Origin of the sequence: Pseudoalteromonas sp. PB2-1, assembly GCF_045040605.1 — a bacterium.
GTDB lineage: Bacteria > Pseudomonadota > Gammaproteobacteria > Enterobacterales > Alteromonadaceae > Pseudoalteromonas > Pseudoalteromonas arabiensis.
On the sequence record NZ_CP090667.1, the window covers coordinates 2,564,306 to 2,588,821 of the forward strand.

Here is a 24,516-nt window from a genome sequence, read left to right on the forward strand (position 1 = left end):
TTAATTGCCGTTATCTAAGTTATAGGTCGGTTTTTCATGCTTAATACCTTTCACTGCTTCTGCAACTTCCGCTGGCATGTACTCTTCATCATGTTTGGCAAGTACCTCAAAGGCATCAATTTCATTCGCTTTAACAAGTACGCCCTGCGCAACAATCCCTTGCCCCTCACGGAATAAATCCGGCAAGATGCCTTGGTAATTTATAGTCACCATTGGACCGGTATCAATTAGCTTAAAACTCACCTTTAAACTTGATTCATCGCGTACTACAGAACCTGGCACAACCATGCCACCAATACGTAGTTTTTGTCCAACGTGTGGCTTCTCTTTATTCGGACCTTTACCGTCAACTAATTCACTAGGGGTATAAAATAAATTGATGTTTTCTTGCAGCGCATAGAGCACTAAACCTATGGTTGCACCCACACCAAAAATAATGGCTACAACAGCTAATAAACGTTTTTTACGTCTTGGATTCATTGACTTGCCCCTTGTTTCGCTTTTTTAATGCGCTCTTCACGTTGCACTTGTTGCTTAACTGAAGAGAAAATACGTTTCGTATCGTTTAACGAACTAAATAAAATACCAAGTAAAATTAATGCACAGGTGCCAAAAGACAACCATACATAAAAGCCATAGCCTCCCATGGCAATAAAATCTGCAAAAGAATCAAACTGCATGATTAACCTCGCTCAAGCATCTGACGCACCCATGGGCGGTGCTTTTCACGTTGTAATATTTCGTTTTTAAGACGAATTAATGTCACTGTACCTACAAAGCCAGCAAAGGCAACTATGTTCACCATAAGCGGCCAAAACATACTAGGATCGATGGCTTTAGTATCAAACTTAGTGATTGTCGCGCCTTGGTGAAGTGTATTCCACCACTCTACCGAAAAATGAATAATTGGCAGATTAATCACACCAACAATTGCTAGAATACACGCGGCACGCCCTGCCGATTTTTTATCTTCGAAGGCATGATAAAGCGATAATACCCCCAAATATAAAAATAATAGGATAAGCTCTGATGTTAAACGCGCATCCCATACCCACCAAGCACCCCACATAGGTTTCCCCCATGCAGCACCGGTGATCAAGGCAATTGCTGTCACACACGCCCCAACAGGTGCAATTGCAATCACTGCAAGTTCTGCATTACGTAGCTGCCATACTAGTGCGATCACAGCTGCGATCGCCATAGAAGAATACGCACCCATAGACAAAATAGCTGAAGGCACATGGATAAAAATAATTCGATAGCTGTCTTTTTGTTGATAATCTGCTGGCGCATAAGCAAGCCCCCAGACCCATCCAACAATCATACAAACCACCGTAAGAACGGCGAAATAAGGCAGTAAGGTGTTACACAATTGGTAAGCACGATCTGCTTTTGCGTAGGGATGTAACCACTTCCACATATTAACTTACACTCACTTTCAATGCTGACGATATGGCAATTGGTGCCGCTATAATCGCTACGATTAGCATGGCACCAAGGATTGCAAGCTGTCCGCTATAGGCAAGCTCCATAGAGCTGGTATCAATAGCCGAGGTTGCAAAAATTAGTACGGGGATATACAAAGGCAAAACAAGCAAACTCATCAAAATGCCGCCTTTTTGTAACCCCACAGTCAGTCCAGCGCCAATTGCACCTATAAAGCTAAGCAAAGGTGTACCCAATAAAAGAGTAAGCACCGTTGCCAAAAGCGCTGAACTTTCTAAATTCAATAATAAAGCAAATACAGGTGTCATCAGCACCAATGGTAATCCAGTGATCACCCAGTGTGCCGCCACTTTAGCAAGCACCGTTAATGGTAACGGATATGACGATGCAATCAGCTGTTCTAGTGTGCCGTCGTGATAATCATCACGAAATAATTTATCTAAGCCCAACATAGTTGAAAGCAAGGCAGCAACCCAAATAATGCCAGGAGCCATGCGTGCTAGTAGACCCGGTTCAGGCCCGATAGCTAACGGGAAAAGTGTAATAACGATAAGAAAAAATAAAATAGGATTAACGATTTCAGCTCGCTGACGAAACGCTAATTTAAGATCTTTAAAAAAAACCGCAGAGAATAGTTGCCAATAAGAATGCTGCTTTACCATCAGTGGCGATACTCCAAGGTCACTGTTTTTAGATCACTAAAATGGGTGGTTAAGTCTTGGTGGGTGGTTAGTAAAATCGCCCCACCTGCATTTAGGTGCTCAACAAAGCGCTCTTGTAAAAATGCAACACCGCTTTTATCAAGGGCTGTAAATGGTTCATCAAGAATCCAAAGTTTAGCGTTATTTAACCAAAGCCTTACCAAAGCAACCCGACGTTGTTGCCCTGCTGAGAGCATACGTACTGGCACATCTTCTAGGCCAACCAAACCTATTTTAGCTAAAATAGGGTATAAATCTTGGTGCGTATCGTAGCCATTTATTTTTAGCCAAAAAGCGACATTCTCAAGAGCAGTAAGCTGCGTATTTACACCGGTTTTGTGGCCAATAAATAACAGCTCTTGTGCATACTCGTCATAGTATTTGGCAATCGATCGCTCTTGGAACAAAACATCACCTTCATCCGCCGTAGCGAAACCTGCGATAATGCGCAATAATGATGTTTTACCAGCCCCGTTTGGACCAGCTAACTGCATAATTTGTCCCGATTTCAAGCTGAAATTAAGATCCGCAAACAAACAACGATCTTGTTTGATGCAGGTGACGGACTTAATGTGTAACAAGATGACGATTCTCTATACCCAAAATTAGGCGATAGTCTACCATAATGATAGGGTAATACGAATATTGCTTTACAACGATTAACTTATATTTGATCTAAAATAATGAATAAACAGAGCCCGTTAACGCTAACTACACAACTAAACCTTGAGAGCACAGGAGTCAGTCGCGTTGCGCAAAATTCATCAAACGAAGCGATACAAGCACTTGGTGAACAAACTCTAAGTGCCCGTAATATTGTTATTAGCAAACACTCAGTGCAAATGGATGTATTACTCGATGATTCGTGGCAAACGTTACGTTTATCTACCCAGCAAACGAATTACCAATTAGCTAAGTATGCATCAGCTAACGTTTCGTTGAATCATGATGGTAAGCAGCTTAGCATCACACCGACACCGGTTAGTCTGACATTAAGTAAAGCTCCTCAGTTGCAAGCTCTTTTAAACCTTTTAGCGCAAGGCGACAGTCAAACAACAGCAATACTTCCTGCGACAATTCCGAGCAATAAACCGACTTTAAGCATACCGACTTTAAAAGCCGAGTTTATGTTAAACAACACACTCAGCACACTTTTGAAATCAGAAGCACCTCTACAAGCAGTTATTTTACCTGCAACGACTAAACACGCTGAGTTTACATTAAATATTTTGAACCGTTATGGTGACTCGCTACATCAACAAACTGTTAGCCAGCAAAAAGTGGCAGAAATCTTAGCTAAATTAGCACCTGAACTCGCACTCAATTTATCTGCGAAGCAGCTACAGGTTACCATTGCAAACAAAGCAATGGCATCGATGAAACTGCAATTAAAAGATCTTCCCACGAATGAAAGTAAACAGTTACTAACTCAGCTACAGCAAAACGCTCAAGACATTAAACTAACCCCACAGGTAATACGTAATGGATTAAAGCTGGTAAGTAAACCTATCAATGAGCAGTTCATTTTAAAAAACTCTTTAACCGACACATTTCATCAATTACTTAAAGAGCAACCAAATAAAAGTACTGTTCTGTCATTGGCACAGCCTTTAAGCTCAACTAATTCTCCAATACGCTCTTGGTTAAAAGACAGTTTTGCTGATTTAAAAACACGTATAAGCGATGCAGTACGGTATTTTGAAAAACTGCCAGCAACTCAAAAACATACAGCAAATTTAAACTCAACTTTATTGAAAAGCACTTTATCTGTGGCAGAGCTTGGCTTTAATACAAAAAAAATAGATATTATTAAATTGGCTGAACTACAAGCTCCGTGGGCAAATACATCTTCAAAAGTACCGATGACCGCAGCGCAAGTCATGCTACCCACGCACTATAATAATTCGCCGCCGATGGTTCAGCTTTTTCAACAGGTAAAAGCAGGTTTAGCAGCACTCACTACAAATACCGAACTATTACAACACAGCAAAACTGCAACGAATAACAGCAATGCTAATGCAGCGTTTTTAGCATCTAAAGAGCCAAATTTAGCGCGGCCCTTACAATTAATGCAGCCACTTGAGGCTAAGCTCGTCGCAACATTAATACCTCAAGGTGAGAGTAAGCAACTTATTAGTACCACTGTGCCTGTTCAATTAAGTGAAAAACTAAATCAGCTTAGCCAAAGTAATAACACGCCATCAATAGACTTAAACCGATTGGTGAATCAAGCATTCAACAGAATGATCTCTGCTCAAAATACACTTCCAGTAACTATCGAGCGTGAGCTGTTGAGTATTTTAAGGCCTGCATCATTATCGCCACAGAACCTACAGGCTAGCTTTAATCAAGGACTTGAGCAGCTCGCAGTTACAACCCTCGCCGCGCCTATAATTAGTCAGTCCCCCACAGCAATAGGTTTTAACAACCAACATGGGCTTGATGCGCTATTGCAAGTATTAGTACCAAACTTTAAAGCCATCGACAGTAACAAAATGCTTGAGCAGTTACAGCAAACTAATCTCCAAACTCTTGCTAATGAAATTGGCCAATTGAAATCGAGCTTATCACAGGTACAAACAACCCCGATAAACCAGCAGCAAGACGCTAACCCTTTAGCGCAATTCTTTTTACCAATGAAATTACCGCCAGAAATTGGGCAAACTGAAATTAGCCTAGGTCATTATAAAAAACCGAGCAAAAATAAATTAGAAAATAAGGATGTATGGTTCGTGAGGCTTAACTTTGACTATGCTGAGCTTGGTCAGCTACAAGTCACTGCTGAAATAATGGATAAAGCCGTTGAATGTCAATTATTAGCATCATCACAAGATGTAACTGCATTAGCTCACCCACATTTAGAAACGTTACGCCACAAACTCGCCAGTCACGGTTTAAATATCGCTGAACTAAACTTAAAACAAGGCGTGCCCACACACCATGCATTTTACCAGTCTCATGCAATCATTAATGTAAAGGTTTAATATGAAAGATGACCGCAAACATAAATCCGCCATAGGGCTACTGTATGAGGTAGGCAATTCACCAAAAGTAACAACGAAAGGATTTGGCGAGCTTGCTGATGAAATAGTAAAACTGGCTGAAGAAAAAGGTATTTTAATTCATCAAGATGCTGATTTAGCAAAAACACTTGCACATCTTGAGTTAGGTGAAGAAATACCTAAGGAACTTTACTACGTAATCGCTGAGCTTATTGCTTTTTCATATGTGTTAAGAGGAAAATTTCCCCCTGGCTGGCAGGACTTTCAAGGAAAGCTGAACATTCAGGCTTAAATAAAGAGAAAAGGCGCTAATTAAGCGCCCTTTTGTTTATGTAATGACATGAGTAACTCAGCCTCAGCTCTGGGTAATTCACACTCGCGAATAATCTCCTCCAAGTCGGCACCAAGTTCTACCATTTTTACCGCACGCGAGTAAATTTTCGCATTGGGGTCATCATATTTTTGTGCATCTTGAAGTTGTTCAAGTTCTTGATTTTTATCTTCAACAGCAACCAATCTTTTGCCAATACTTAGCATGCCAGCTCGCATTTCAGCCACTTCACTGCGTAAAATACTCAACTGTTGCTGAGCATCTTGCACTTGTTGTTGCTTTGCTTTTAACGCCGTAGCGTGCTTGTTGTTATTAACAAAAATAAGCCCCAAGCATACCAAAAATAGTAAGATTGAGGCTCCAAACAAAGAGTATAACAGCATATAAATTCTGAGCGTTTATAATGCGCTCAGCTCATCCCACTCTTCGTCATTTAAAAGTTTATTAAGATCAACCAAGATCAGTAACTCACCATCACGGTTTGATACACCTTGAATAAACTTAGCACTTTCTTCTGTGCCAATATTCGGCGCACTGTCAATTTCAGAGCTACGTAGATACACAACTTCAGCAACGCTATCAACCAAGATACCGATAACTTGCTTTTCCGCTTCAATAATGACAATTCGAGAATTATCCGTTACCTCAGCGCCCATTAAACCAAAACGTGCACGGGTGTCGATTACAGTCACAACATTACCACGCAGGTTAATAATTCCAAGCACATAAGAGGGCGCACCTGGAACAGGAGCAATTTCGGTATAGCGAAGTACTTCTTGTACTTGCATTACGTTAATGCCGTACGTTTCTTCTTCAAGTTTAAAGGTTACCCACTGTAACACTTCATCGTTGCTATCAGCATTTTTATTCGCTGACAGTAGTCTTTCTTCACTCATGCTATTACTCCGTAAAAATAGTTACTGCTCACGGCTGTCTAAGCCCTGCTCTAGCAATTGGTATAAATTTTCAACGTCAATCAAGGCGCACATTTTCTCTTTGATAACGCCAGCAAGCCAAGGCCGCTTGCCTGATTTTGCTCGCCATTTTACATCTTCTTCGCGAAGTGTAATATTATTTACGAGCTTCTCAGCCAATAATCCCCATTGGCTGTCACCTAAGGTGATTAAATATTGATAATCGAGTGACTGTTCTAATTTTTCATCATACTTTTCAGGCATCACCCAACGTGCTGTATCCACTACATTCAGTTTTTCATCACGATTTAGCATCACACCTTTAAACCACTTAGGTTTGCCAAATAACTGATTAACCTCTGTTAGTTGATGAATGCCCCCTAATGCTTTCAAAGGAACAGCTAAAGTTAAGCCTGCGACCTCAAAAAACAATGCTTGAAATTCACCATCAAAATAGTCTTCTTGTCGCTCAGACGAGGTTTTAGCAACAATCTCAGTCTGTTTTTGTTCGACTATATCTTTGATATTAGCTTGGTTCTCGGTTTTCTCAAGCTCTTTAATAGGTTCAACAACAGGTGTTTCTACTTTTTGCTCTACTTCTAGAGGTAATGGGTCACCTTTTGACTCATTTACTTGTTCGAGTAACTTAGCCACAGGTTCAAGGTTTTGCTGTTCTGGTTCTTCCTCACACAGTAATGCCCCCAAGTATTGGGTCATCACTTTTTCGTTGGCAAATAAGTGTTTGCTACTCATCTTTAACCTTGTGCAACTAAATAATCGAGTAATGCGCGATACGCAAATACCCCTCGTGATCGAGGACAAAACTGAATAGGTACTTGCTGTGCCAAACTTGCATCTCTAAACTTGGTATCAACGGGGATGACTCCCGACCACACTTTATCTTTGTAATTATCCTGAAGATTTTTATAGGCTTCAAGGGATGCTTTAGTCCGTTTGTCGTACATTGTTGGTATAATCGTATACTGATATTGTTTAGATTGCGATGTTTGCATCAACTCCATAGTGCGCATCATACGATCAAGACCTTTGAGAGCCAAAAACTCTGTTTGTACTGGCACTAAAATACGTTCGCTGGCAGCTAAGGCATTAACCATTAATACACCTAATACAGGCGGACAGTCGATAATTGCATAGTCATAATGTTCGCTAATTTTTGCCAGCGCTTTTTTTAGTATAAGACCCATACCATTCTTATTGCCCATACTTCTATCGAGGGTCGCAATAGCCATGGTTGCAGGTAAAATATCAAGGTTTTCAAGTGTTGACGGGCAAAGTGCTTGTAAGATTTCTTCGCTGGCCATACTGTTGCCACGGGCAAAAATATCGTAGACGCTAATCTCTAACTCTTCTGAATCGATACCAAAATAATAAGTTAATGAAGCATGTGGATCGGTATCTATCAATAATACCCGTTTCCCTTGTAATGCAAGCGTGCCAGCAAGACTAACAGCGGTTGTGGTTTTCCCTACTCCGCCTTTCTGATTCGCTACTGTCCAAATTTTCACATCACACCTTGTTATTGTTCATTGCGCGTGGTAATTCGAATGCCACCGTGAGGTAATTGAATCACTTTAATCGTGTTGTCATTGCTTGGCAACTCAATTTCTGTACTCTCGTTTACACTGGGTTTAGCTTGTTCATTGGTAGCCTGCTGTGCTTGTTCTGGTAAACCATATTTAGAAAGTGCCACAACGACTTTACGATTTTCTGCACGCCCTTGTTCTGTGTCATTACTGGAAAAGGGTGAATACTGACCATAGCCCTCAATGGCCATGCGAGCAGGGTTTATCCCCAACTCTTCAAGCTCAACCAATACTGATGTTGCGCGTGCGACTGACAGTTCCCAGTTAGATCGAAACATTTCATTACGAATACCTTCGTTATCGGTATAACCTCTTACGCGAATATAATTATCTACAGGAGCAATAATATCTTTAACTAATGCAACAACTTGTTTAGCACGTTGTTGAGCAACAGCACTGCCCGACGAAAACAACATGCCTGAACTCAATTCAATTATCAGCCAGTCTTGATTAAGCTCAAGGCTAGCCTCACCATTACGGATCTCATCAATTAAAGCAGATTGCAGTTTGCTAAGTAGACTATCTAGCGGTTTTCCTAAATGCTTTTTTTCGATATTACTGGTATCGGCTTGCCCATCAATTAACTTAGGCCCTTGCTCTTCTTTGAGGATACTTTCACCATATAAAACCTCGCTTTCAGGCGTGACACGGTCTGTTAAAATCCCCGTACCCTGTACCCCAGTTCCAGCCTGCTGATGAGTACGTGCTGATTTATCAAACACTTGCTCTAGTGAATCAGATAAAACTTGGAAATCTTCATTCTTGCTAATAGCGATTGCATACATCACCACAAAAAACGCAAACATAATGGTCATGTAATCGGCATAAGAAACAAGCCAACGCTCTGTATGTTGGCTTTTTTGAATTTTATGACGCATGCGACGGCGCATCATAAGAGTTACTCGCCAGCTAAGCTTGGACGCTCTACACGATACGCCTCAAGTTTGAGTTCAATATTTAATGGGCTCTCACCTTGGGCAATAGCAATAATTCCCTCTGCAAGTAACTCGTGGTACAGCATTTTTTGTTCAATTTGTTGCTTTAGTTTGTTTGCCATTGGTAAAAAGAGTAAGTTTGCTAAACCAACACCATAAATTGTCGCAATAAACGCTGTCGCGACCCCTGCTCCAAGCTTTTCAGGATCGGTTATAAATTGCATTGCTTGAATAAGCCCAAGTACCGCACCTAAGATACCAATGGTTGGACTGTATCCCCCCATGGCTTCATATACACGGCTCACTTCCATTAATCTTTCACGCTCGAGCATTAAGTCAATTTCAAGTGTATCCCTAAGCTTCGTTTCACCAGCTCCATCAACTAACATGCTTAGCCCCTTTACCGCATAGGGATCATCATGCGCTAAGGCCTCATTCTCAAGCGAAAGGTACCCCTCTTGGCGTGCCTTTTGAGACCAACGCTTCACCTGCTCAATCGCAGCATCAATATCGTGGTAAGGGGGGAAAAATACCCAATGGCTAATTTTTACTGTTTTAGAAAATACACTGCTTGGTGTTTGTAACATTACAGCGCCTAAGGTACCACCTAGCACGATAATCAGCGCTGGGCCATTAAATAGAGCGCTTACCACCCCACCTTCAAGTGCATAACCAAAAGCAATAGCGCTAACAGCGACGATTAAACCAAGAAACGACAGTTTATCCACACCCAGTCTCTCGTGTTAACCGTGCAGCAACGTCATTAAGCGCTAAGCTCTCACTTGCAAGGCCTGCATTAGCAACGGCTTGCGGCATACCATAAACAACACTGGTTTTTTCATCTTGCGCCCATATAGTCGCACCAGCTTGTTTTAGCATGCGGGCACCATCTCGACCATCAGCCCCCATACCAGTAAGCACAACCGCCAATACATCACCACCAAATGCTTTAGCAGTGCTTGCAAATGTTACATCCACACTCGGTTTGTATGTAATGCGAGGACTATCATCTTCAAAAACGCGTAACGTTCGAGAACTTCCACGTCCTTCTACCAGCATTTGCTGACCACCAGGTGCTAAATAAGCGGTACCTGGCATTAACCTGTCGCCTTGTTGCGCTTCTTTCACTTTAATTTTACACAGACCATTTAGTCGCGCAGCAAAAGCAGGTGTAAATGCAGCAGGCATATGCTGAATAAGTAAAATAGGGTGCGGAAAATTAGCTGGCAGTTGAGTTAATATGGTTTGTAAAGCAACAGGGCCGCCTGTTGATGTACCAATTGCAACAACTTGGTACTGTTTGCCTGAAGCTCGCACATTGTTCGTCGATGAAGCCGGAGCTGGTGCTGGGCGGCTGAAACTACGATCAGGCTGAACAATACCACCGCTTCTGGTGCTTGTAGATGTTGTAGATGCTGTGCGAGGTGGCGGAGCAGGACGTGTAAAACGTGAAATGCGACGGCGACCAATTTCTTTTACTTTATTTTGTAAAAGTGCGATTGCATCTTCGTTATTTCGGGCAATATCTTCAAACTTTTTCGGTAAAAAGTCCAAAGCCCCCGCATCAAGCGCATCAAGTGTTGCTGTTGCACCATCACGAGTTAATGAAGAAAACATTAAAATAGGTGTTGGTGTAGCAGCCATGATCTCTTTAACGGCACTAATACCATCAAGAACGGGCATTTCAACATCCATAGTAATGACATCAGGTCTAAGCTCTTTTGCCTTATCAACAGCTTCTCGGCCATTCACGGCAAAGCCTACAACTTGGATATTACTATCTTGCTCTAAAATTTCGCTGACACGACGGCGAAAAAAGCTCGAATCATCGACAACTAATACTTTGACTGCCATTGGCACTCTCTTGTTATGTGTTCAGTGTAAGTGCGCTGTATCCACGCGCACTTAAAATAGTGAGTTTAAATAATGCTAGCCAACGTAATGTTTTAGCATGCTTGGCACATCTAAAATAAGTGCAATCCCACCATCAGAGGTAATCGTCGCACCCGCCATGCCTGGTGTACCTTGTAATAAAGCATCAAGCGGCTTAATAACGACTTCTTCTTGACCTATCAACGAGTCAACAACAAAGCCTACCTGTTTCGTACCTATTTGAACAATAACAACATGTCCTTCGGCTTTGCGTTCTTGGCTATTTGCACCTTTCACTAACCAATGTTCGAGGTAAAAGAGTGGAATGGCTTTCTGGCGAACAATAATCGTCAGTTGCCCATCGACCACATTCGTCTTAGTTAGGTCAAGGTGAAAAATTTCACTAACACCTGCAAGTGGTAACGCAAATGTTTGTTCTCCAACAATAACCATTAATGTTGGAAGAATAGCCAATGTAAGCGGTACTTTAATTTCAAGTACAGTACCGACTCCGAGTTCTGACTGAATATTAACTGAGCCATTTAGTTGGGTGATCTTGGTTTTCACCACATCCATACCCACACCACGGCCCGAAATATCAGAAATCTCTTCTTTCGTTGAGAAGCCAGGAGCAAAAATTAAATTGTAGGCCTCTGTATCAGAGAGTCTGCTAGCTTGGTCATGGTCAATAACACCTTTACTGATTGCTATCTTTTTCAATTTCTCGGCGTCCATACCGGCACCATCATCACGGATGGTAAGTAAGATATGATCGCCTTCTTGTGATGCTGATAGCGTCACAGTCCCTGTACGAGGTTTACCTGCGGCCTCACGCACATCAGGCATTTCAATACCATGGTCAACTGAGTTACGAACCAAATGCACAAGTGGATCAGCAAGGGCTTCAACTAAGTTTTTATCTAAATCGGTATCTTCACCCACCAACAGCAGATTAATATCTTTTTTCAAGCTACGAGCTAAGTCACGAACAACGCGAGGGAAGCGGCCGAATACTTTCTTGATTGGCTGCATGCGTGTCTTCATCACAGCACCTTGTAAGTCTGCTGTGACAACATCTAAATTCGAGATAGCCTTACCCATAGATTCACTGTTGGTATTATTAGCAAGACTAACTAAACGGTTACGAACAAGCACCAGTTCACCAACCATGTTCATAATCTCGTCAAGACGTTTAGTATCAACACGTACCGTAGTTTCTGCCTGTGGTGCAGGTGCTTTTTTCGCAGCGGCACTTGGCTTAGGTTCTGCTTTAGCTGCAACAGGGGCTGGTTGAGCCGCTTTTGCTGGCGCAGGGGTTGCTGGTTTTGCTTGCGGCACTGGTTTACTAGGCTCAGCTTTAGCTACTTCTGGCGCTTTTGGCTCTGTAGGCTGTGCTGGTGATGAAGACTCTAGTGACTTAGGCGCTGTTCCTTTACCATGTAACTCATCCAGCAATGCTTCAAATTCATCATCACTAATTTCATCGTCACTCTCACTACCAGCAGGCGCTGATACTGTACTGACAGGCTTTTCAGTCGGCACTTGTTCTGGTGTGCTAGTTGATTTTACTTCACCAAAGCTACCTACTCCGTGCAGTTCATCTAATAAGCTATCAAATTCATCATCAGTGATATCATCACTATTATTACTTACTTTTTCTGCCTCTACGGCTGCTGGGCTTTGCCCTTTACCATGGAGTTCATCAAGTAAGCTTTCAAATTCGTCTTCAGTAATTTCATCAATATTTTGTGCTTCAGGCTGGGTATCAGCCAAACCACCATCAAACAACATATCAAATGCAAACGGGTCGTCTTCATCAACGTTATCCGTTGCCACATCAGCAGTTACTTCTGGGCTATCAATGATAGGCTCTTCAACAACGGGCTCTTCTGGTGCCGCACTGACACCCTCTGTAATTGATGTGTCTTCACCAGCAAGTTCTTCTGCGCTCGGTGGATGACTTAATTTGTGAAGGGCTTCAAGGAGGGCAGGATCCGCAGGCTCTGGTTGCTCACGGTTCTGGATGGTCGTAAACATCTCATTTATTGTATCGAGTGCCTGTAAAATAACATCCATTAATTCAGATGTAACAGTACGCCCGCCTTGTCGTAATAAATCAAAGACATTTTCGGCGCCATGACATGCATCAACAAGTTCTGTCATGCTTAAGAAGCCAGCCCCACCTTTTACGGTATGGAAGCCCCTAAAAATGGCATTTAATAAATCTTTATCTTCTGGGTTATTTTCCAGTTCGACTAATTGCTCTGACAAAAGCTCTAAGATTTCTCCAGCTTCAACTAGGAAATCCTGTAAAATATCTTCATCGACTTCAAAGCTCATGCAGCTACTCTCCTCTTAGAAGCCCAGACTTGATAATAGATCATCAACTTCATCTTGTCCTGAGACAACATCATCGCGAGACTCTTTATCAATAATTGGCCCTTCAGGACCTGCAAGCGTATCGCTTTGTGCAGGTGCTTGTTCTATGGCCTGTTTTTCTTGTTTTTGATGACCATCTTCTTGACTGCCAAACACAGTTAAAAGATTGATTAAACTGTCTTCTACTTCGCGTACTAATTCGATGACTCGGCGTATAACTTGCCCTGTTAAGTCTTGATAATCTTGTGCCATCAGCACATTCGTCATCAAGCCTTGTAACTCATCTGTTTTAGTTTGCGAGCTGTTCATAAACTTATCTAAGCTATGACATAGCGATTTAAATTCACCGAGCTCAATTTCTCGATTCATCAAACGATCCCACGTAGGTTTTATCGTCGCTATATCGTCTGCAAGTTGCTGAGCAATTGGCAAACTTGCTTCCACTGCATCCATGGTCTTATTAGCGGCGCTTTCTGTCATTTCCATGACATAATTTAAGCGCTGTTTAGCATCGGGTATTGCTTCCGTTGTTAAGCCAGTTAAACGCGTATCGAGATCAAAGTTTTTTAGCGCTTCATGAAGTTGTCGCGTTAATTTACCAATTTCTGCAAACAGCTCTGATTGTTCTTTTGATGCTGTGTCAAGTATTAGCTTATCCGCTTTTTCTTGTTCACCATTTTCAAGATACTCAACAAGTTGACGAGCTTGCTCTAAACTTATTTGAGGCGCAGCAAGTGCTGACATAAGCCTCTCCCCTTAGATTAACCTAAACGTTCAAACACTTTTTCCAATTTGGTTTTCAGTGTCGCAGCAGTGAATGGTTTAACGATATAACCATTTACACCCGCTTGAGCAGCAGCAACAATTTGTTCTTTTTTCGCTTCAGCTGTCACCATGAGCACTGGAATATGCTTTAGGCTGTCGTCGGCACGAATAGCTCTCAATAAATCAATACCTTGCATACCTGGCATGTTCCAATCGGTGACAACAAAATCAAATTCTTGATTTTGTAGCATTGGTAATGCTGTTGAACCATCATCAGCTTCCTGCACATTGGTGAAACCTAAATCCCTTAACAGGTTTTTAATGATACGTCTCATTGTAGAAAAATCATCAACAACAAGAATTTTCATGTTTTTATCCAAAACATCCTCCGGTGAGGTTTGAACCTATATTTACTTACTACTAATTAATCCAGTCATTGATTTTTGCTTTGAGCTTAATCATCGCCTGACCATGTATTTGACTCACACGCGATTCACTTACGTCGAGTATGTGCCCTATTTCTTTTAAATTCATTTCATCGTTGTAATACAAAGATAAAACAAGTGCATCTCTTTCCGGTAACGATTGAATAGCCGTTAATAGAGATTGGTTAAACCGTTCATTTTTAACGTTATTAAACGGTTTGTCTAGTGCTAAATCTTGCCCCATAGGTGTAATAACGTCTTCATCAACACCTAAATCCTCAATACCCAGAACTTTACTAGAATTTACATCATGTAAGATATGATGGTACTCATCGAGCGTAATATCAAGTTTTTCAGCAACTTCTGTATCTTTGGGTTCTCGATTTAAAGTACTTTCTAGTGCGGCTATGGTTTCAGCAACGAGGCGTGCATTTCGGTGAACAGAGCGAGGCGCCCAATCCCCGCGACGAATTTCATCAAGCATCGCACCGCGAATGCGTATACCAGCGAAGGTTTCAAAGCTCGCTCCTTTGCCTGCATCAAAGTTTTTTGATGCTTCTATAAGGCCAATCATGCCTGATTGAATTAAATCGTCTAATTGAACACTGGCGGGTAAACGAGCAATTAAATGGCATGCCACTTTTTTGACTAAAGAGGCATGCTTTTCGACAATCGCATTCAAATTGTTTGCTGATTGATATCCCATCGCTTTATTCACCGATGTTGTCATAGTTAGCCGTTTACTAGTTTTTCAATAAAAAATTCTAAATGACCGGATGGTTGATTCGGTATTGGCCACTTAACTGCTTTTGTTGCTAATGTTTTAAATGCGACTGCTGCTGGCGAACTAGGAAACAACTCAACAATCACTTTTTGGCGTCGAGTCGATTTACGCATATTTTCGTCATACGGTATTGTTGCAACTAATTCCATAGATACATCCAAGAAACGATCGGTTACTTTTGATAGTTTAGCAAACAATTCTTGGCCTTCACGCATACTGCGGACCATATTGGCAACAATTTTAAATTTATATACACCATGTTCACGGCTCAGTACTTTAATAAGTGCATAGGCGTCGGTTATGGAGGTAGGTTCATCACATACAACCACAACGACATCTTGTGCTGCACGTGAAAAGCTTAATACCATGTCGGAAATACCCGCGGCGGTATCAACAATTAAGATATCAAACTCTGTATTTAACTCGCTAAAAGCGCGGATAAGGCCGGCATGCTCAGAAGGGCTTAGTTCCACCATGCTCTGCGAACCAGAGGTTGCAGGGACTATTTTAATCCCCGCAGGGCCTTCAACAAGGATTTCATCTAGCTCACATTCGCCAGATAAAACATGAGATAAGTTACGTTCAACACGAAGGCCAAGCATGACGTCACAATTTGCCAATCCCAAATCGGCATCAAGTACTAATACTCGATTTCCTTGCTGACCGAGTGCAATAGCGGTATTTAGTGAAACATTGGTTTTACCCACACCACCTTTGCCACCAGTCACAGCGATAACTTTAACGCCACTATTATTATTTTGATTCATTTTGCGCAGGCCGCTTGCTTGATCTAATACTGTGTTAATCATACATCCCTACTGTGCTCGACGCTACTGCTTGACGTCGTGAATGTTGTGCTTTTGCTCGTTTTAAATACAATTGCTCAGCCTTTTTCACTAGTTTTTCGGCATTTGCAACACGAATATCCTCTGGAACTCGCTGACCATTAGTAAGATACCCTATCGGAAGACGATTTTGAATCGCTATGCTGATAATCTCACCTAAACTTAGCGATTCATCCAACTTAGTGAATATACAACCACTTAGTTGCACCTTTTTAAAGTGTCTTACGGTTTCTTGCAACACATTTATTTGTGCTGTAGCACTTAATACTAAGTAACTACGAATATCAACTCGCTGATTACGCATTAGTGTATTAAGCTGCTCAGTCAAGCGTAAATCACGTTGGCTCATTCCCGCTGTGTCTATTAATACTAGTCGCTTATTACGTAAATGGTATAGCACTTCAGCCAATTCATTTGCATCTTTTACTTGTTTAACACCACAGCCAATAATACGGCCATAGGTAGCAAGTTGTTCGTAGGCACCAATCCGGTATGTATCCGTCGTAATTAATGCAACTTTGTCGGCACCGTATTTTTGGGCTCCTAACGCAGCAAGCTTAGCAACGGTGGTTGTTTTACCAACCCCTGTAGGCCCAACAAGTGCAAACACGCCGCCTTGACGTAAGATTTCGTTATTGGTGGTGTGCATTTGGTTTTCAACCATTTGCAGGAGTGCTTGCCAAGCTTGTTGACGTGAAACATCGTCTGGAATAAAACACGCCATTTGCTCAGCAACATCACGCTCAATTCCCATCCCCGCTAAACGGTCAATCATACACGCACGAGTTGGATCACGACGTGCCATATCTTGCTGCATTAAGCCCGATACTTGATGTTCGAGTAATTGACGAATCGCATTCATTTCTTCACGCATTGTCGCCATTTCTGATTGGTTAGCAGGCGCAGAGTTTTTCTGTTCTACCGGTGAATCTAAATCATCAAAGCCTGCATCTAAGTCATCATCAAAACCTAGGCTATGGGCTTGCGTTTGCATGCGAGGTGCAGCTTGTTCTTGGTAGCGTGGCTTTTGAGCATACTCAGGTTGTTGCTGTTGAAAACTAGGCTCTTTAGGTTGATAGTGTTCGCTCGTATCGATACCAGATTGGCTAAACATAGATGCAAGCTCAGGCGAACGAGGGCGTGGGGCTTGGCGCTCAAGTAACGCTTGTAGGCTATCGGCAACTTGTGCTTGCGGCTCAGGTTTAGCACGCATTGGCTCAGGCTTAACAAAATTAGGCTGTGGCGCAGGTTTTGATTGCACTGCTACGGGCGCTGCTTCAGCTTTAGGGGCTGCCTTGTCATAATCTACAGCTGCAACAATTTCAACACCGTTAGCGAGCTTTTTATTTGACATAATAACCGCATCAACACCTAATTCATCTTTCACTTCTTTAAGTGCAGTGCGCATATCTTTAGCAAAAAAACGTTTAATTTTCATGGTTCAACCCCTTTACTATCCTATTGTTGGCCTACTGAGCTGACAATCTTAATCTGTCTTTCGTCTGGTACCTCTTGATAAGACATGACCCTTAAACCTGGAATCGTGTACTTAACAAAACGAGATAACACAGTACGTAACATTCCTGACGTTAACAGTATTGAAGGTTCACCGGCCATTTCTTGGTTTTGATGCGCTTCATTCAATGATTGCTGAAGTCGCTCTGCAAGGCTTGGTTCTATTCCGGCACCTTCGTCACCTGCATTTTGAAGTGACTGATGCAACATCTGTTCCAACTCAGGCGCCAAGGTTATGACAGGGATCTCAGAAGACATACCAACAGCGTCTTGAACGATAAGTCTACGCAGTGAAATTCGTACTGCAGCTGTTAGTACATCAGGGTCTTGGCTACGTGGGCCATATTCAACAAGGGTTTGAACAATCGAGCGCATATCGCGAATTGCCACCCCTTCATTAAGTAAATTTTGTAGTACTTTTACAACGGTTGTGAGTGGTAGAACGTCAGGCACCAAACCTTCAACAAGACGTGGGTGGCTCTTCGCTAGCATGTCTAATAAGTTTTGCACTTCTTCGTGACCAAGTAGCAAGGCTGCGCTGTTCGTTAGCAACTGACTGATGTGTGTAGCAACCACAGTCGCAGAATCAACAACCGTATAACCAAGAGATTGGGCTTCGTCTTTTTGATCTGGCTTGATCCATACTGCATCAAGGCCAAATGCAGGATCTTTTGTCTCAACACCTTTGATTGGGCCAAATACTTGACCTGGGTTAATTGCCAGCTCATCACCGTGCTTTAATTCACCTTCACCACTTGATACACCCATCATCGTGATGCGATAGGCATTTGGATCGAGCTCTAAGTTATCGCGAATATGCACAGGAGGTACTAAGAAACCAAGTTCTTGAGATAGCTTTTTACGCACGCCTTTAATGCGATTAAGTAGTTCTCCGCCTTGTGATTGGTCCACAAGTGGAATTAAACGATAACCAACCTCTAGACCAATAACATCTACTTGCTGAACATCATCCCAGCCCAGCTCTTTTTGCTCTTGTTTATTAGCAACACCGGTGCCTGGTGCTCCGCCATTTGCTTCGATTTCTGCTTGCTCGGCTTCGGCTTTTGCTTTTTGTTTTTGCGTGAAATATGCAAGATAGCCAAGCAATGCACCTAAGCTTAAGAATGCGATATGCGGCATACCTGGCACTAAACCCATGGTGATTAGAATGCCCGATGCAATATATAAAGATTTTTCGTTACCTAACTGAGTTTTAAACTGCTCCCCCATGTTGTGCGACTCATTTTGACGCGTCACAACAATCGCCGTACCAATTGAAAGTAACAGTGATGGTAATTGCGCTACTAGGCCATCACCAATCGTTAGCAGAGTATAAACCTCCATCGCTCGACTAAAGCTTAAGTCGTGCTGGATCATACCAACAAATAAACCACCAACAATATTGATTACAAGTATCACGATACCGGCGATGGCATCGCCTTTAACGAACTTACTTGCACCGTCCATTGAACCGTAAAAATCAGCTTCACGGGTTACTTCATCACGGCGCTCACGCGCTTGTTCTGCACTGATAAAACCGGCATTTAAATCGGCGTCAATCGCCATTTGTTTACCTGGCATTGCATCTAGGGTGAAACGTGCTGACACTTCAGAAATACGGCCTGCCCCTTTGGTGATAACAACAAAGTTAATGATAATAAGGATAAGGAAGACCACTAAACCTACGGCATAGTTACCACCTATCACCACCGAGCCAAATGCTTCGATAACCTTACCTGCTGCGTCACCACCGTTGTGACCTTCAAGTAGCACAACACGGGTACTGGCAACATTGAGTGCAAGGCGCATAATCGTGGCGATTAACAATACGGCTGGAAACATACCAAACTCAAGTGGCTTCATGGTATAAACCGTGACCAGAAGTACCACAAGTGCGAGCGCGATATTAAACGAAAAAAGAATATCTAAAAGAAAAGGTGGCAGTGGTAAAATCACCATACCTAGCGCAGCTAACACTAGTAATGGTGTACCCACACCTTTAGCATACTCTTTTTTATCTTTATTAAGTTGTTGTAATACCGCTTTAAATTCCATAATTCAACAATTTCAAAAAATTGACACTATACGGAATTTGCAATAACTATTCCAAGTTATAAAGCGACTCGCTAATATTTATAATCATCAGGTATTGGCAGTTTTTTATTCAGAGGGATTGGGCGTTTACCACGGCCTTTTTTGAAGCGTTTTAGCTGAAATACATAGGCAAGTACTTGGGCAACCGCGGTGAACAGTTGATCGGGTATCTGCTGCCCAACTTCTGTCGTATGATAAAGCGCACGCGTCAGTACTGGCGACTCAACGATAGGGACATCATTACCCTTACCCACTTTACGAATCTGCATAGCAAGTTCATCAAGGCCTTTAGCAAGTACGATAGGCGCCCCTGCTTTTGCTGTGTCATATTTAATGGCAACAGAGTAGTGAGTCGGGTTGGTTACAATAACATCCGCATCAGGCACATCTTGCATCATCCGTCGTTGCGACATTTCTCGTTGCGTACGACGAATACGTGCTTTTATTTGTGGGTCACCTTCTGAGTTTTTATACTCATCTTTGACTTCTTGAAGCGTCATTTTTAGCTCTTTATGATGCTTATGACTTTGGTAAGGCGCATCGATAGCTGCAATAACAATTAAAGTACATGTCAGTCCTAAAAACATCCACGATAAAATCTCAAGGGAGTGGATAATATTACCAGGCGCACTTTCTATACTCAGATGCAGTATCTCATCGAAAAAGGTATTAATTAAAAACACTGCAAAACCAGCCACAACCGCAAATTTTAACAGCGACTTCACCAATTCAACCCCCGCTTGTGGGCCTAGCATACGTTTTATGCCTTTAGCTGGAGACATTTTGTTGGCTTTAGGCGCAGCGGCTTTCCAACTAAAATTAAAGCCCCCCAATAAGGTATTACCAATAAAAGCAGCAATAACGATGATAAAAACAAACATCGCCATAGGAAAGAGCAAGGCATCACCCACAACCCCCCAAACCGAGAACATTTTTGTGGTGTCATAGGTTTCATTACGATTTAAGCTAAGCAATCGCCCCATCACGTTATACAAGCCTTTACCAATTTCTGGCCCGTACAAAAGCAGCGAAATAGCAGAAAACATGAGAACAAACATTGTACCAAGCTCTTTCGAACGAGCTACTTGACCTTTTTTCTTCGCGTCTTCTATTTTTTTACTGGTGGGTTCTTCGGTTTTTTCTTGACCTGAATCTTCAGCCATAGTGCGCTCCTAAGGGGTACAACCAACAAGGCTACACATCAACTCAACCATTTTCAGCCACTGGAACTCGAACTGGGTCATAAAGTTACCCAGCGTCGCCCAAATGATCACAAGACCGGCCACTAAGGTGAACGGAAAACCAATTGAGAAAATATTAAGCTGTGGTGCTGCACGTGTCATCACCCCAAACGACATGTTAATGACTAGCATAGCAGTCAATGGCGCCAAGGCTAAAACGAGGGCTGTGGTGAACATCCAGCCACCCCAAGTGACGATATCCCAGTAATGGTCCACTGACCACCAGCTACCATCAATTGGTAAAACTTGAAAACTGTGGATGACCATTTGAATCATCATCAAATGCCCATTGAACACAAAAAACAATAACGTTGCTAATATGAGATAAAATTGACCCACAGCAGGTACGCTTAAACCATTTGAAGGGTCAACGACTGACGCAAAACCAAGACCGGTTTGCATTGCCAATATTTGCCCTGCCAGCACAAAGGTATTGAGCAGCAAAACAGATGCAAAGCCAATAGCAACACCAATCAACATTTGTTGAATAACGACCAGTATCATTTCAAACGAAAACAAGTTAGTAAAACTCGTCGGAGGTAATACAGGCACGGCTACTAAGGTTATAACTACCGCCAAACCTAATTTTATACGTGCAGGAACGTTTTTTGCGCCCAAGCCCGCCATTATCATAATCATGGAGCTAATGCGCACCAGTGGTAGTAAGAAGTCACTTAACCACTGAATGACCACTGCAAATGGAAATTCCATTTACCCTGCAATCTCTGGAATTGATAACACTAAACCATTAAAGTAATCCATCAACTCTTGAGTAAACCAATGTCCACCAATTATTAATGCGCTAATTGTTATCAATAAACGCGGTAAAAAGCTTAACGTTTGCTCATTAATTGATGTAGCCGCTTGGAAAACAGCCACAACCAGTCCCACTAATAAACCAGGTACAACGATTGCCGAGACTAATTTAATCACTAAGAAAAGTGCGCCACTGAGAATATCAACAAAGATTTCTGGTTCCATCGTATCGCTCCTAGTTGCTATTGGTCACATTAAGCATCGCTAGACCCCTAGACCAAAGCTCTTTGCAAGGGTCCCCATCACAAGACTCCAACCATCGACTAAAACAAACAGCATAATTTTAAAGGGTAAAGATACAATCATTGGCGACAACATCATCATACCCATTGCCATGAGTACTGATGCAACCACCAAATCGACGATGAGAAACGGTATAAAGAACATAAAACCGATAATAAATGCGGTTTGTAGTTCACTTGTTACAAACGCAGGAATAAGCACGATTAGCGGGGTGTCTTCTGGAGAGTCAAGCTTATCGTGACCTGCGATCTTTGCAAAAGTCTCAAGATCTTTAATACGTACTTGGGAAAGCATAAACGCTTTCATAGGCTCTTTTGCAAGCTCTAATGCCTGTACTGACGTCACTTGCTCATTCAAATATGGCTCGATTGCCCGCTCATTTACCTGTTGATAAATTGGTGCCATGATGAAAATGCTTAAAAATAGCGACATACCAAGTAATATTTGATTAGAGGGCGTTTGTTGTAAACCAATTGCTTGACGCAAAATAGCGAGCACAACAATAATACGAGTAAATGAGGTCATCATAATAACTGCGGCAGGAATGAAGCTCAGCGCAGTCATAATTGCAAGGACTTGTAAGGTTACAGAGTAATCTTGCGAGCCATCTGGATTCGTTGTAATGGTGAGTGCTTCGATACCCTCAGCATGAACAGAAGGTAAAAACAGTACACTTGCTAAAATAAGTAGCCACTTGATCATAGCGTTAGTTCTTTTTATTTAGAGATGATTGAGTGTTAAGTAAACTGCCAAATCGTTTTGCTAGTTCAGGCAATTCCTTTTCTTTGAGCGGTGTTTCGAGCTTATGTAGGTAATTTATACTATGAGGCGTCACACCAATTAAGTGCTGGCTGTTATCTATCTCTACCACCATTAGACGCTCTCGCGAACCAAGCGGTAAACTACGAATCACCTTAAACTCATCACTGTTGGTTAGATTAGGGTTAAGTTTTTTGACAAAAAAGGCAAGTACAACAATAACCACAAGTACTAAAAATAGCGACATCACCATAGACAGAATATCTGCCGTCGGTGATGCTGTAGGCATTGCAGTGCTGGTTACACTTGTTAGTGCTGCTAAAGTAATCATCGTAGTTTTTTAATTCGCTCAACTTGGCTAATTACATCTGTAAGACGAATACCAAATTTATCATTAACAACGACCACCTCACCGTGCGCTATCAAGGTGCCATTCACTAACACATCAAGAGGTTCACCGGCAACACGGTCTAACTCAACAACTGAACCTTGGTTGAGTTGTAGTAAGTTACGGATATTTATTTTAGAGCGCCCTACTTCCATAGAAATAGTAACCGGAATATCTAAAATAGTATCAAGCTTGCGTTTTTCTTCGCCAGACAGTACATGCTTTTCATCTTTAAGCTCATCAAGTTCCGCGACAGCAGCTTCACCTGTGCCATTTTCGGCTTCCTCAGCTTCGGCTAATGCCGCAGCCCATTCGTCCATTGTATCTTGATCATCACTCATTATATTTAACCTTATAAATCGACTACCAGTCTAAATCAACACCTTCAGATAGGTGCAAATCATCTTCTAGTTCTGCTAATTCTGCATCTGAATCAAGTTTTTTACCACCTTTTGTAAACACATGTAGTTCCGACTTAACTGATTCAGGACGTTTAATTTTTTCGCTGATTTGAAGTGCCACATTATCCCTTGAGCGACCCATTTTCGCCCTAAAGGTTGGCAACTCTTCAATAAACACTGTGATATGTTCCGGCATTTCAACCGGTATAATATCGCCTGCTTTAAGCTCCATTATTTGTTCAAGTGATAAATCGACTTCAAGTAGTTGGGTCGATAAATCAACTTCAACATCCATGATTTCATCACGTAATGCTTTACTCCAACGTAAATCTGTATCTTCAGTATCAGATTGTACACCGGCATCAAGTAGCTCACGAATCGGCTCAAGCATTGAATAAGGCAGTGCAATATGAAAATCACCGCCACCACCGTCTAGCTCAATATGAAATGAGCTAATTACCACAACCTCTGTTGGGCTCACGATGTTTGCCATTGCGGGGTTAACTTCAGAGTCTAGGTATTCAAATGACACATCCATAACAGGTGCCCATGCTTCTTTATAATCTTCGAAGATTATTTTAAGTAGCATTTGTACGATACGACGTTCAGTAGGGGTAAATTCACGGCCCTCTATTTTGGCATGATAGCGGCCGTCTCCACCAAAAAAGTTATCTACCAAAATAAACACTAAGCGTGCTTCCATGGTAATTAACCCCGTTCCCTTGAGGGGACGAAAACGCACCATATTCAAACTTGTCGGTACAAACAAAGTATGGATGTATTCGCCAAACTTGATCATTTGCACGCCGTTGATAGACACTTCGGCGGTACGGCGCATCATGTTAAATAAGCTGATCCGCATATGCCTTGCAAAGCGCTCGTTGACGATTTCCAAGGTCGGCATACGACCACGGACAATACGATCTTGTGATGAAAAGTCATACTGAAGCGTACTACTGTCCGAATCACCACTTTCGCCAATATCTTCCTCTTCGACTTCATCGACACCATGTAATAGCGCATCAATTTCGTCTTGGGATAGTAAATCGCTCACGC

Annotated in this window: 28 protein-coding genes; 2 read left to right on the forward strand and 26 right to left on the reverse strand. The window is 42.1% G+C overall.

Going from position 1 to position 24,516, the window contains the following annotated elements; all coding sequences use genetic code 11:
* The 5 genes from ccmE to ccmA are packed head-to-tail and all read right to left on the reverse strand — an operon-like array spanning position 1 to position 2,728.
* Positions 1 to 480 carry a cytochrome c maturation protein CcmE gene (gene ccmE, locus L0Z67_RS12010; RefSeq protein WP_062569755.1) on the reverse strand — a complete coding sequence of 160 codons (480 nt, stop codon included), beginning with the start codon at positions 478 to 480 and terminating at the stop codon, positions 1 to 3.
* A complete protein-coding gene (gene ccmD, locus L0Z67_RS12015) occupies positions 477 to 680 on the reverse strand; it encodes a heme exporter protein CcmD (protein WP_405128060.1) in 204 nt (67 codons plus the stop codon). The genes ccmE and ccmD overlap by 4 nt, the downstream gene beginning before the upstream one ends.
* A 2-nt stretch (positions 681 to 682) precedes the next feature.
* Positions 683 to 1,420, reverse strand: a complete 738-nt coding sequence (locus tag L0Z67_RS12020; RefSeq protein WP_062569753.1) for a heme ABC transporter permease — start codon at positions 1,418 to 1,420, stop codon at positions 683 to 685.
* A gap of 1 nt (position 1,421) precedes the next feature.
* Positions 1,422 to 2,108, reverse strand: coding sequence for a heme exporter protein CcmB (gene ccmB, locus L0Z67_RS12025; RefSeq protein ID WP_062569752.1), 687 nt, complete (start codon positions 2,106 to 2,108; stop codon positions 1,422 to 1,424).
* Complete coding sequence (gene ccmA / locus L0Z67_RS12030) at positions 2,108 to 2,728, reverse strand: cytochrome c biogenesis heme-transporting ATPase CcmA (RefSeq protein ID WP_083515330.1); 621 nt, start codon at positions 2,726 to 2,728, stop codon at positions 2,108 to 2,110. The genes ccmB and ccmA overlap by 1 nt, the downstream gene beginning before the upstream one ends.
* Positions 2,729 to 2,830: 102 nt before the next feature.
* On the opposite strand from ccmA, the gene L0Z67_RS12035 reads away from it, so the two are divergent.
* Positions 2,831 to 5,131, forward strand: a complete 2,301-nt coding sequence (locus L0Z67_RS12035; RefSeq protein WP_237114304.1) for a flagellar hook-length control protein FliK — start codon at positions 2,831 to 2,833, stop codon at positions 5,129 to 5,131.
* A 1-nt stretch (position 5,132) separates the two neighbouring features.
* Positions 5,133 to 5,441 carry an EscU/YscU/HrcU family type III secretion system export apparatus switch protein gene (locus L0Z67_RS12040; protein WP_062569749.1) on the forward strand — a complete coding sequence of 103 codons (309 nt, stop codon included), beginning with the start codon at positions 5,133 to 5,135 and terminating at the stop codon, positions 5,439 to 5,441.
* A gap of 20 nt (positions 5,442 to 5,461) precedes the next feature.
* Here the strand turns inward: L0Z67_RS12040 and L0Z67_RS12045 are convergent, their stop codons facing one another.
* The 21 genes from L0Z67_RS12045 to fliM all read right to left on the reverse strand — a co-directional run bounded on the left by L0Z67_RS12045 (position 5,462) and on the right by fliM (position 24,514).
* On the reverse strand, positions 5,462 to 5,863 hold the full coding sequence (locus L0Z67_RS12045) for a DUF2802 domain-containing protein (RefSeq protein ID WP_062569748.1): 402 nt from the start codon (positions 5,861 to 5,863) through the stop codon (positions 5,462 to 5,464).
* A gap of 15 nt (positions 5,864 to 5,878) precedes the next feature.
* Positions 5,879 to 6,376, reverse strand: coding sequence for a chemotaxis protein CheW (locus tag L0Z67_RS12050; RefSeq protein WP_058586379.1), 498 nt, complete (start codon positions 6,374 to 6,376; stop codon positions 5,879 to 5,881).
* 21 nt (positions 6,377 to 6,397) lie between these two features.
* Positions 6,398 to 7,147, reverse strand: coding sequence for a chemotaxis protein CheW (locus L0Z67_RS12055; RefSeq protein WP_062569747.1), 750 nt, complete (start codon positions 7,145 to 7,147; stop codon positions 6,398 to 6,400).
* Positions 7,148 to 7,149: 2 nt separating this feature from the next.
* Positions 7,150 to 7,920: a ParA family protein gene (locus L0Z67_RS12060; RefSeq protein WP_237114305.1), complete on the reverse strand. Its 771-nt coding sequence runs from the start codon at positions 7,918 to 7,920 to the stop codon at positions 7,150 to 7,152.
* Positions 7,921 to 7,931: 11 nt separating this feature from the next.
* The gene (locus L0Z67_RS12065; RefSeq protein ID WP_237114306.1) at positions 7,932 to 8,891 is read right to left on the reverse strand and encodes a flagellar motor protein MotB; all 960 of its coding nucleotides are present in this window, start codon (positions 8,889 to 8,891) and stop codon (positions 7,932 to 7,934) included.
* 5 nt (positions 8,892 to 8,896) lie between these two features.
* On the reverse strand, positions 8,897 to 9,661 hold the full coding sequence (locus L0Z67_RS12070) for a flagellar motor protein (protein WP_062569744.1): 765 nt from the start codon (positions 9,659 to 9,661) through the stop codon (positions 8,897 to 8,899).
* Positions 9,654 to 10,787, reverse strand: coding sequence for a chemotaxis response regulator protein-glutamate methylesterase (locus tag L0Z67_RS12075; RefSeq protein ID WP_193987618.1), 1,134 nt, complete (start codon positions 10,785 to 10,787; stop codon positions 9,654 to 9,656). The genes L0Z67_RS12070 and L0Z67_RS12075 overlap by 8 nt, the downstream gene beginning before the upstream one ends.
* A gap of 75 nt (positions 10,788 to 10,862) precedes the next feature.
* Complete coding sequence (locus tag L0Z67_RS12080; RefSeq protein WP_062569742.1) at positions 10,863 to 13,145, reverse strand: chemotaxis protein CheA; 2,283 nt, start codon at positions 13,143 to 13,145, stop codon at positions 10,863 to 10,865.
* Positions 13,146 to 13,160: 15 nt separating this feature from the next.
* The gene (locus L0Z67_RS12085; protein ID WP_062569741.1) at positions 13,161 to 13,928 is read right to left on the reverse strand and encodes a protein phosphatase CheZ; all 768 of its coding nucleotides are present in this window, start codon (positions 13,926 to 13,928) and stop codon (positions 13,161 to 13,163) included.
* 17 nt (positions 13,929 to 13,945) lie between these two features.
* Positions 13,946 to 14,329: a chemotaxis response regulator CheY gene (gene cheY, locus L0Z67_RS12090; protein WP_016708035.1), complete on the reverse strand. Its 384-nt coding sequence runs from the start codon at positions 14,327 to 14,329 to the stop codon at positions 13,946 to 13,948.
* A 40-nt stretch (positions 14,330 to 14,369) separates the two neighbouring features.
* Positions 14,370 to 15,080, reverse strand: a complete 711-nt coding sequence (locus L0Z67_RS12095; RefSeq protein WP_062570035.1) for an RNA polymerase sigma factor FliA — start codon at positions 15,078 to 15,080, stop codon at positions 14,370 to 14,372.
* A 26-nt stretch (positions 15,081 to 15,106) separates the two neighbouring features.
* Positions 15,107 to 15,967, reverse strand: coding sequence for a MinD/ParA family protein (locus L0Z67_RS12100; protein ID WP_062569740.1), 861 nt, complete (start codon positions 15,965 to 15,967; stop codon positions 15,107 to 15,109).
* Positions 15,960 to 17,441 (reverse strand): flagellar biosynthesis protein FlhF, encoded by a 1,482-nt coding sequence (gene flhF, locus L0Z67_RS12105; RefSeq protein ID WP_062569739.1) that lies wholly within the window; start codon positions 17,439 to 17,441, stop codon positions 15,960 to 15,962. Before flhF ends, L0Z67_RS12100 begins: the two co-directional genes overlap by 8 nt.
* A gap of 20 nt (positions 17,442 to 17,461) precedes the next feature.
* Positions 17,462 to 19,573 carry a flagellar biosynthesis protein FlhA gene (flhA, locus tag L0Z67_RS12110; RefSeq protein WP_062569738.1) on the reverse strand — a complete coding sequence of 704 codons (2,112 nt, stop codon included), beginning with the start codon at positions 19,571 to 19,573 and terminating at the stop codon, positions 17,462 to 17,464.
* A 71-nt stretch (positions 19,574 to 19,644) separates the two neighbouring features.
* Positions 19,645 to 20,775, reverse strand: a complete 1,131-nt coding sequence (flhB, locus tag L0Z67_RS12115) for a flagellar biosynthesis protein FlhB (protein ID WP_062569737.1) — start codon at positions 20,773 to 20,775, stop codon at positions 19,645 to 19,647.
* 9 nt (positions 20,776 to 20,784) lie between these two features.
* The gene (fliR, locus tag L0Z67_RS12120) at positions 20,785 to 21,564 is read right to left on the reverse strand and encodes a flagellar biosynthetic protein FliR (protein WP_062569736.1); all 780 of its coding nucleotides are present in this window, start codon (positions 21,562 to 21,564) and stop codon (positions 20,785 to 20,787) included.
* On the reverse strand, positions 21,565 to 21,834 hold the full coding sequence (gene fliQ / locus L0Z67_RS12125) for a flagellar biosynthesis protein FliQ (protein WP_062569735.1): 270 nt from the start codon (positions 21,832 to 21,834) through the stop codon (positions 21,565 to 21,567).
* Between the two features lie 39 nt (positions 21,835 to 21,873).
* Positions 21,874 to 22,614, reverse strand: coding sequence for a flagellar type III secretion system pore protein FliP (fliP, locus tag L0Z67_RS12130; RefSeq protein ID WP_062569734.1), 741 nt, complete (start codon positions 22,612 to 22,614; stop codon positions 21,874 to 21,876).
* Between the two features lie 4 nt (positions 22,615 to 22,618).
* Entirely contained in the window at positions 22,619 to 23,002 is a 384-nt protein-coding gene (fliO, locus tag L0Z67_RS12135; protein WP_062569733.1) for a flagellar biosynthetic protein FliO, read from the reverse strand.
* Positions 22,999 to 23,400 (reverse strand): flagellar motor switch protein FliN, encoded by a 402-nt coding sequence (gene fliN / locus L0Z67_RS12140; RefSeq protein WP_405128061.1) that lies wholly within the window; start codon positions 23,398 to 23,400, stop codon positions 22,999 to 23,001. The genes fliO and fliN overlap by 4 nt, the downstream gene beginning before the upstream one ends.
* Positions 23,401 to 23,422: 22 nt before the next feature.
* Positions 23,423 to 24,514 (reverse strand): flagellar motor switch protein FliM, encoded by a 1,092-nt coding sequence (fliM, locus tag L0Z67_RS12145; RefSeq protein ID WP_062569731.1) that lies wholly within the window; start codon positions 24,512 to 24,514, stop codon positions 23,423 to 23,425.
* Between the last annotated feature and the right edge of the window lie 2 nt (positions 24,515 to 24,516).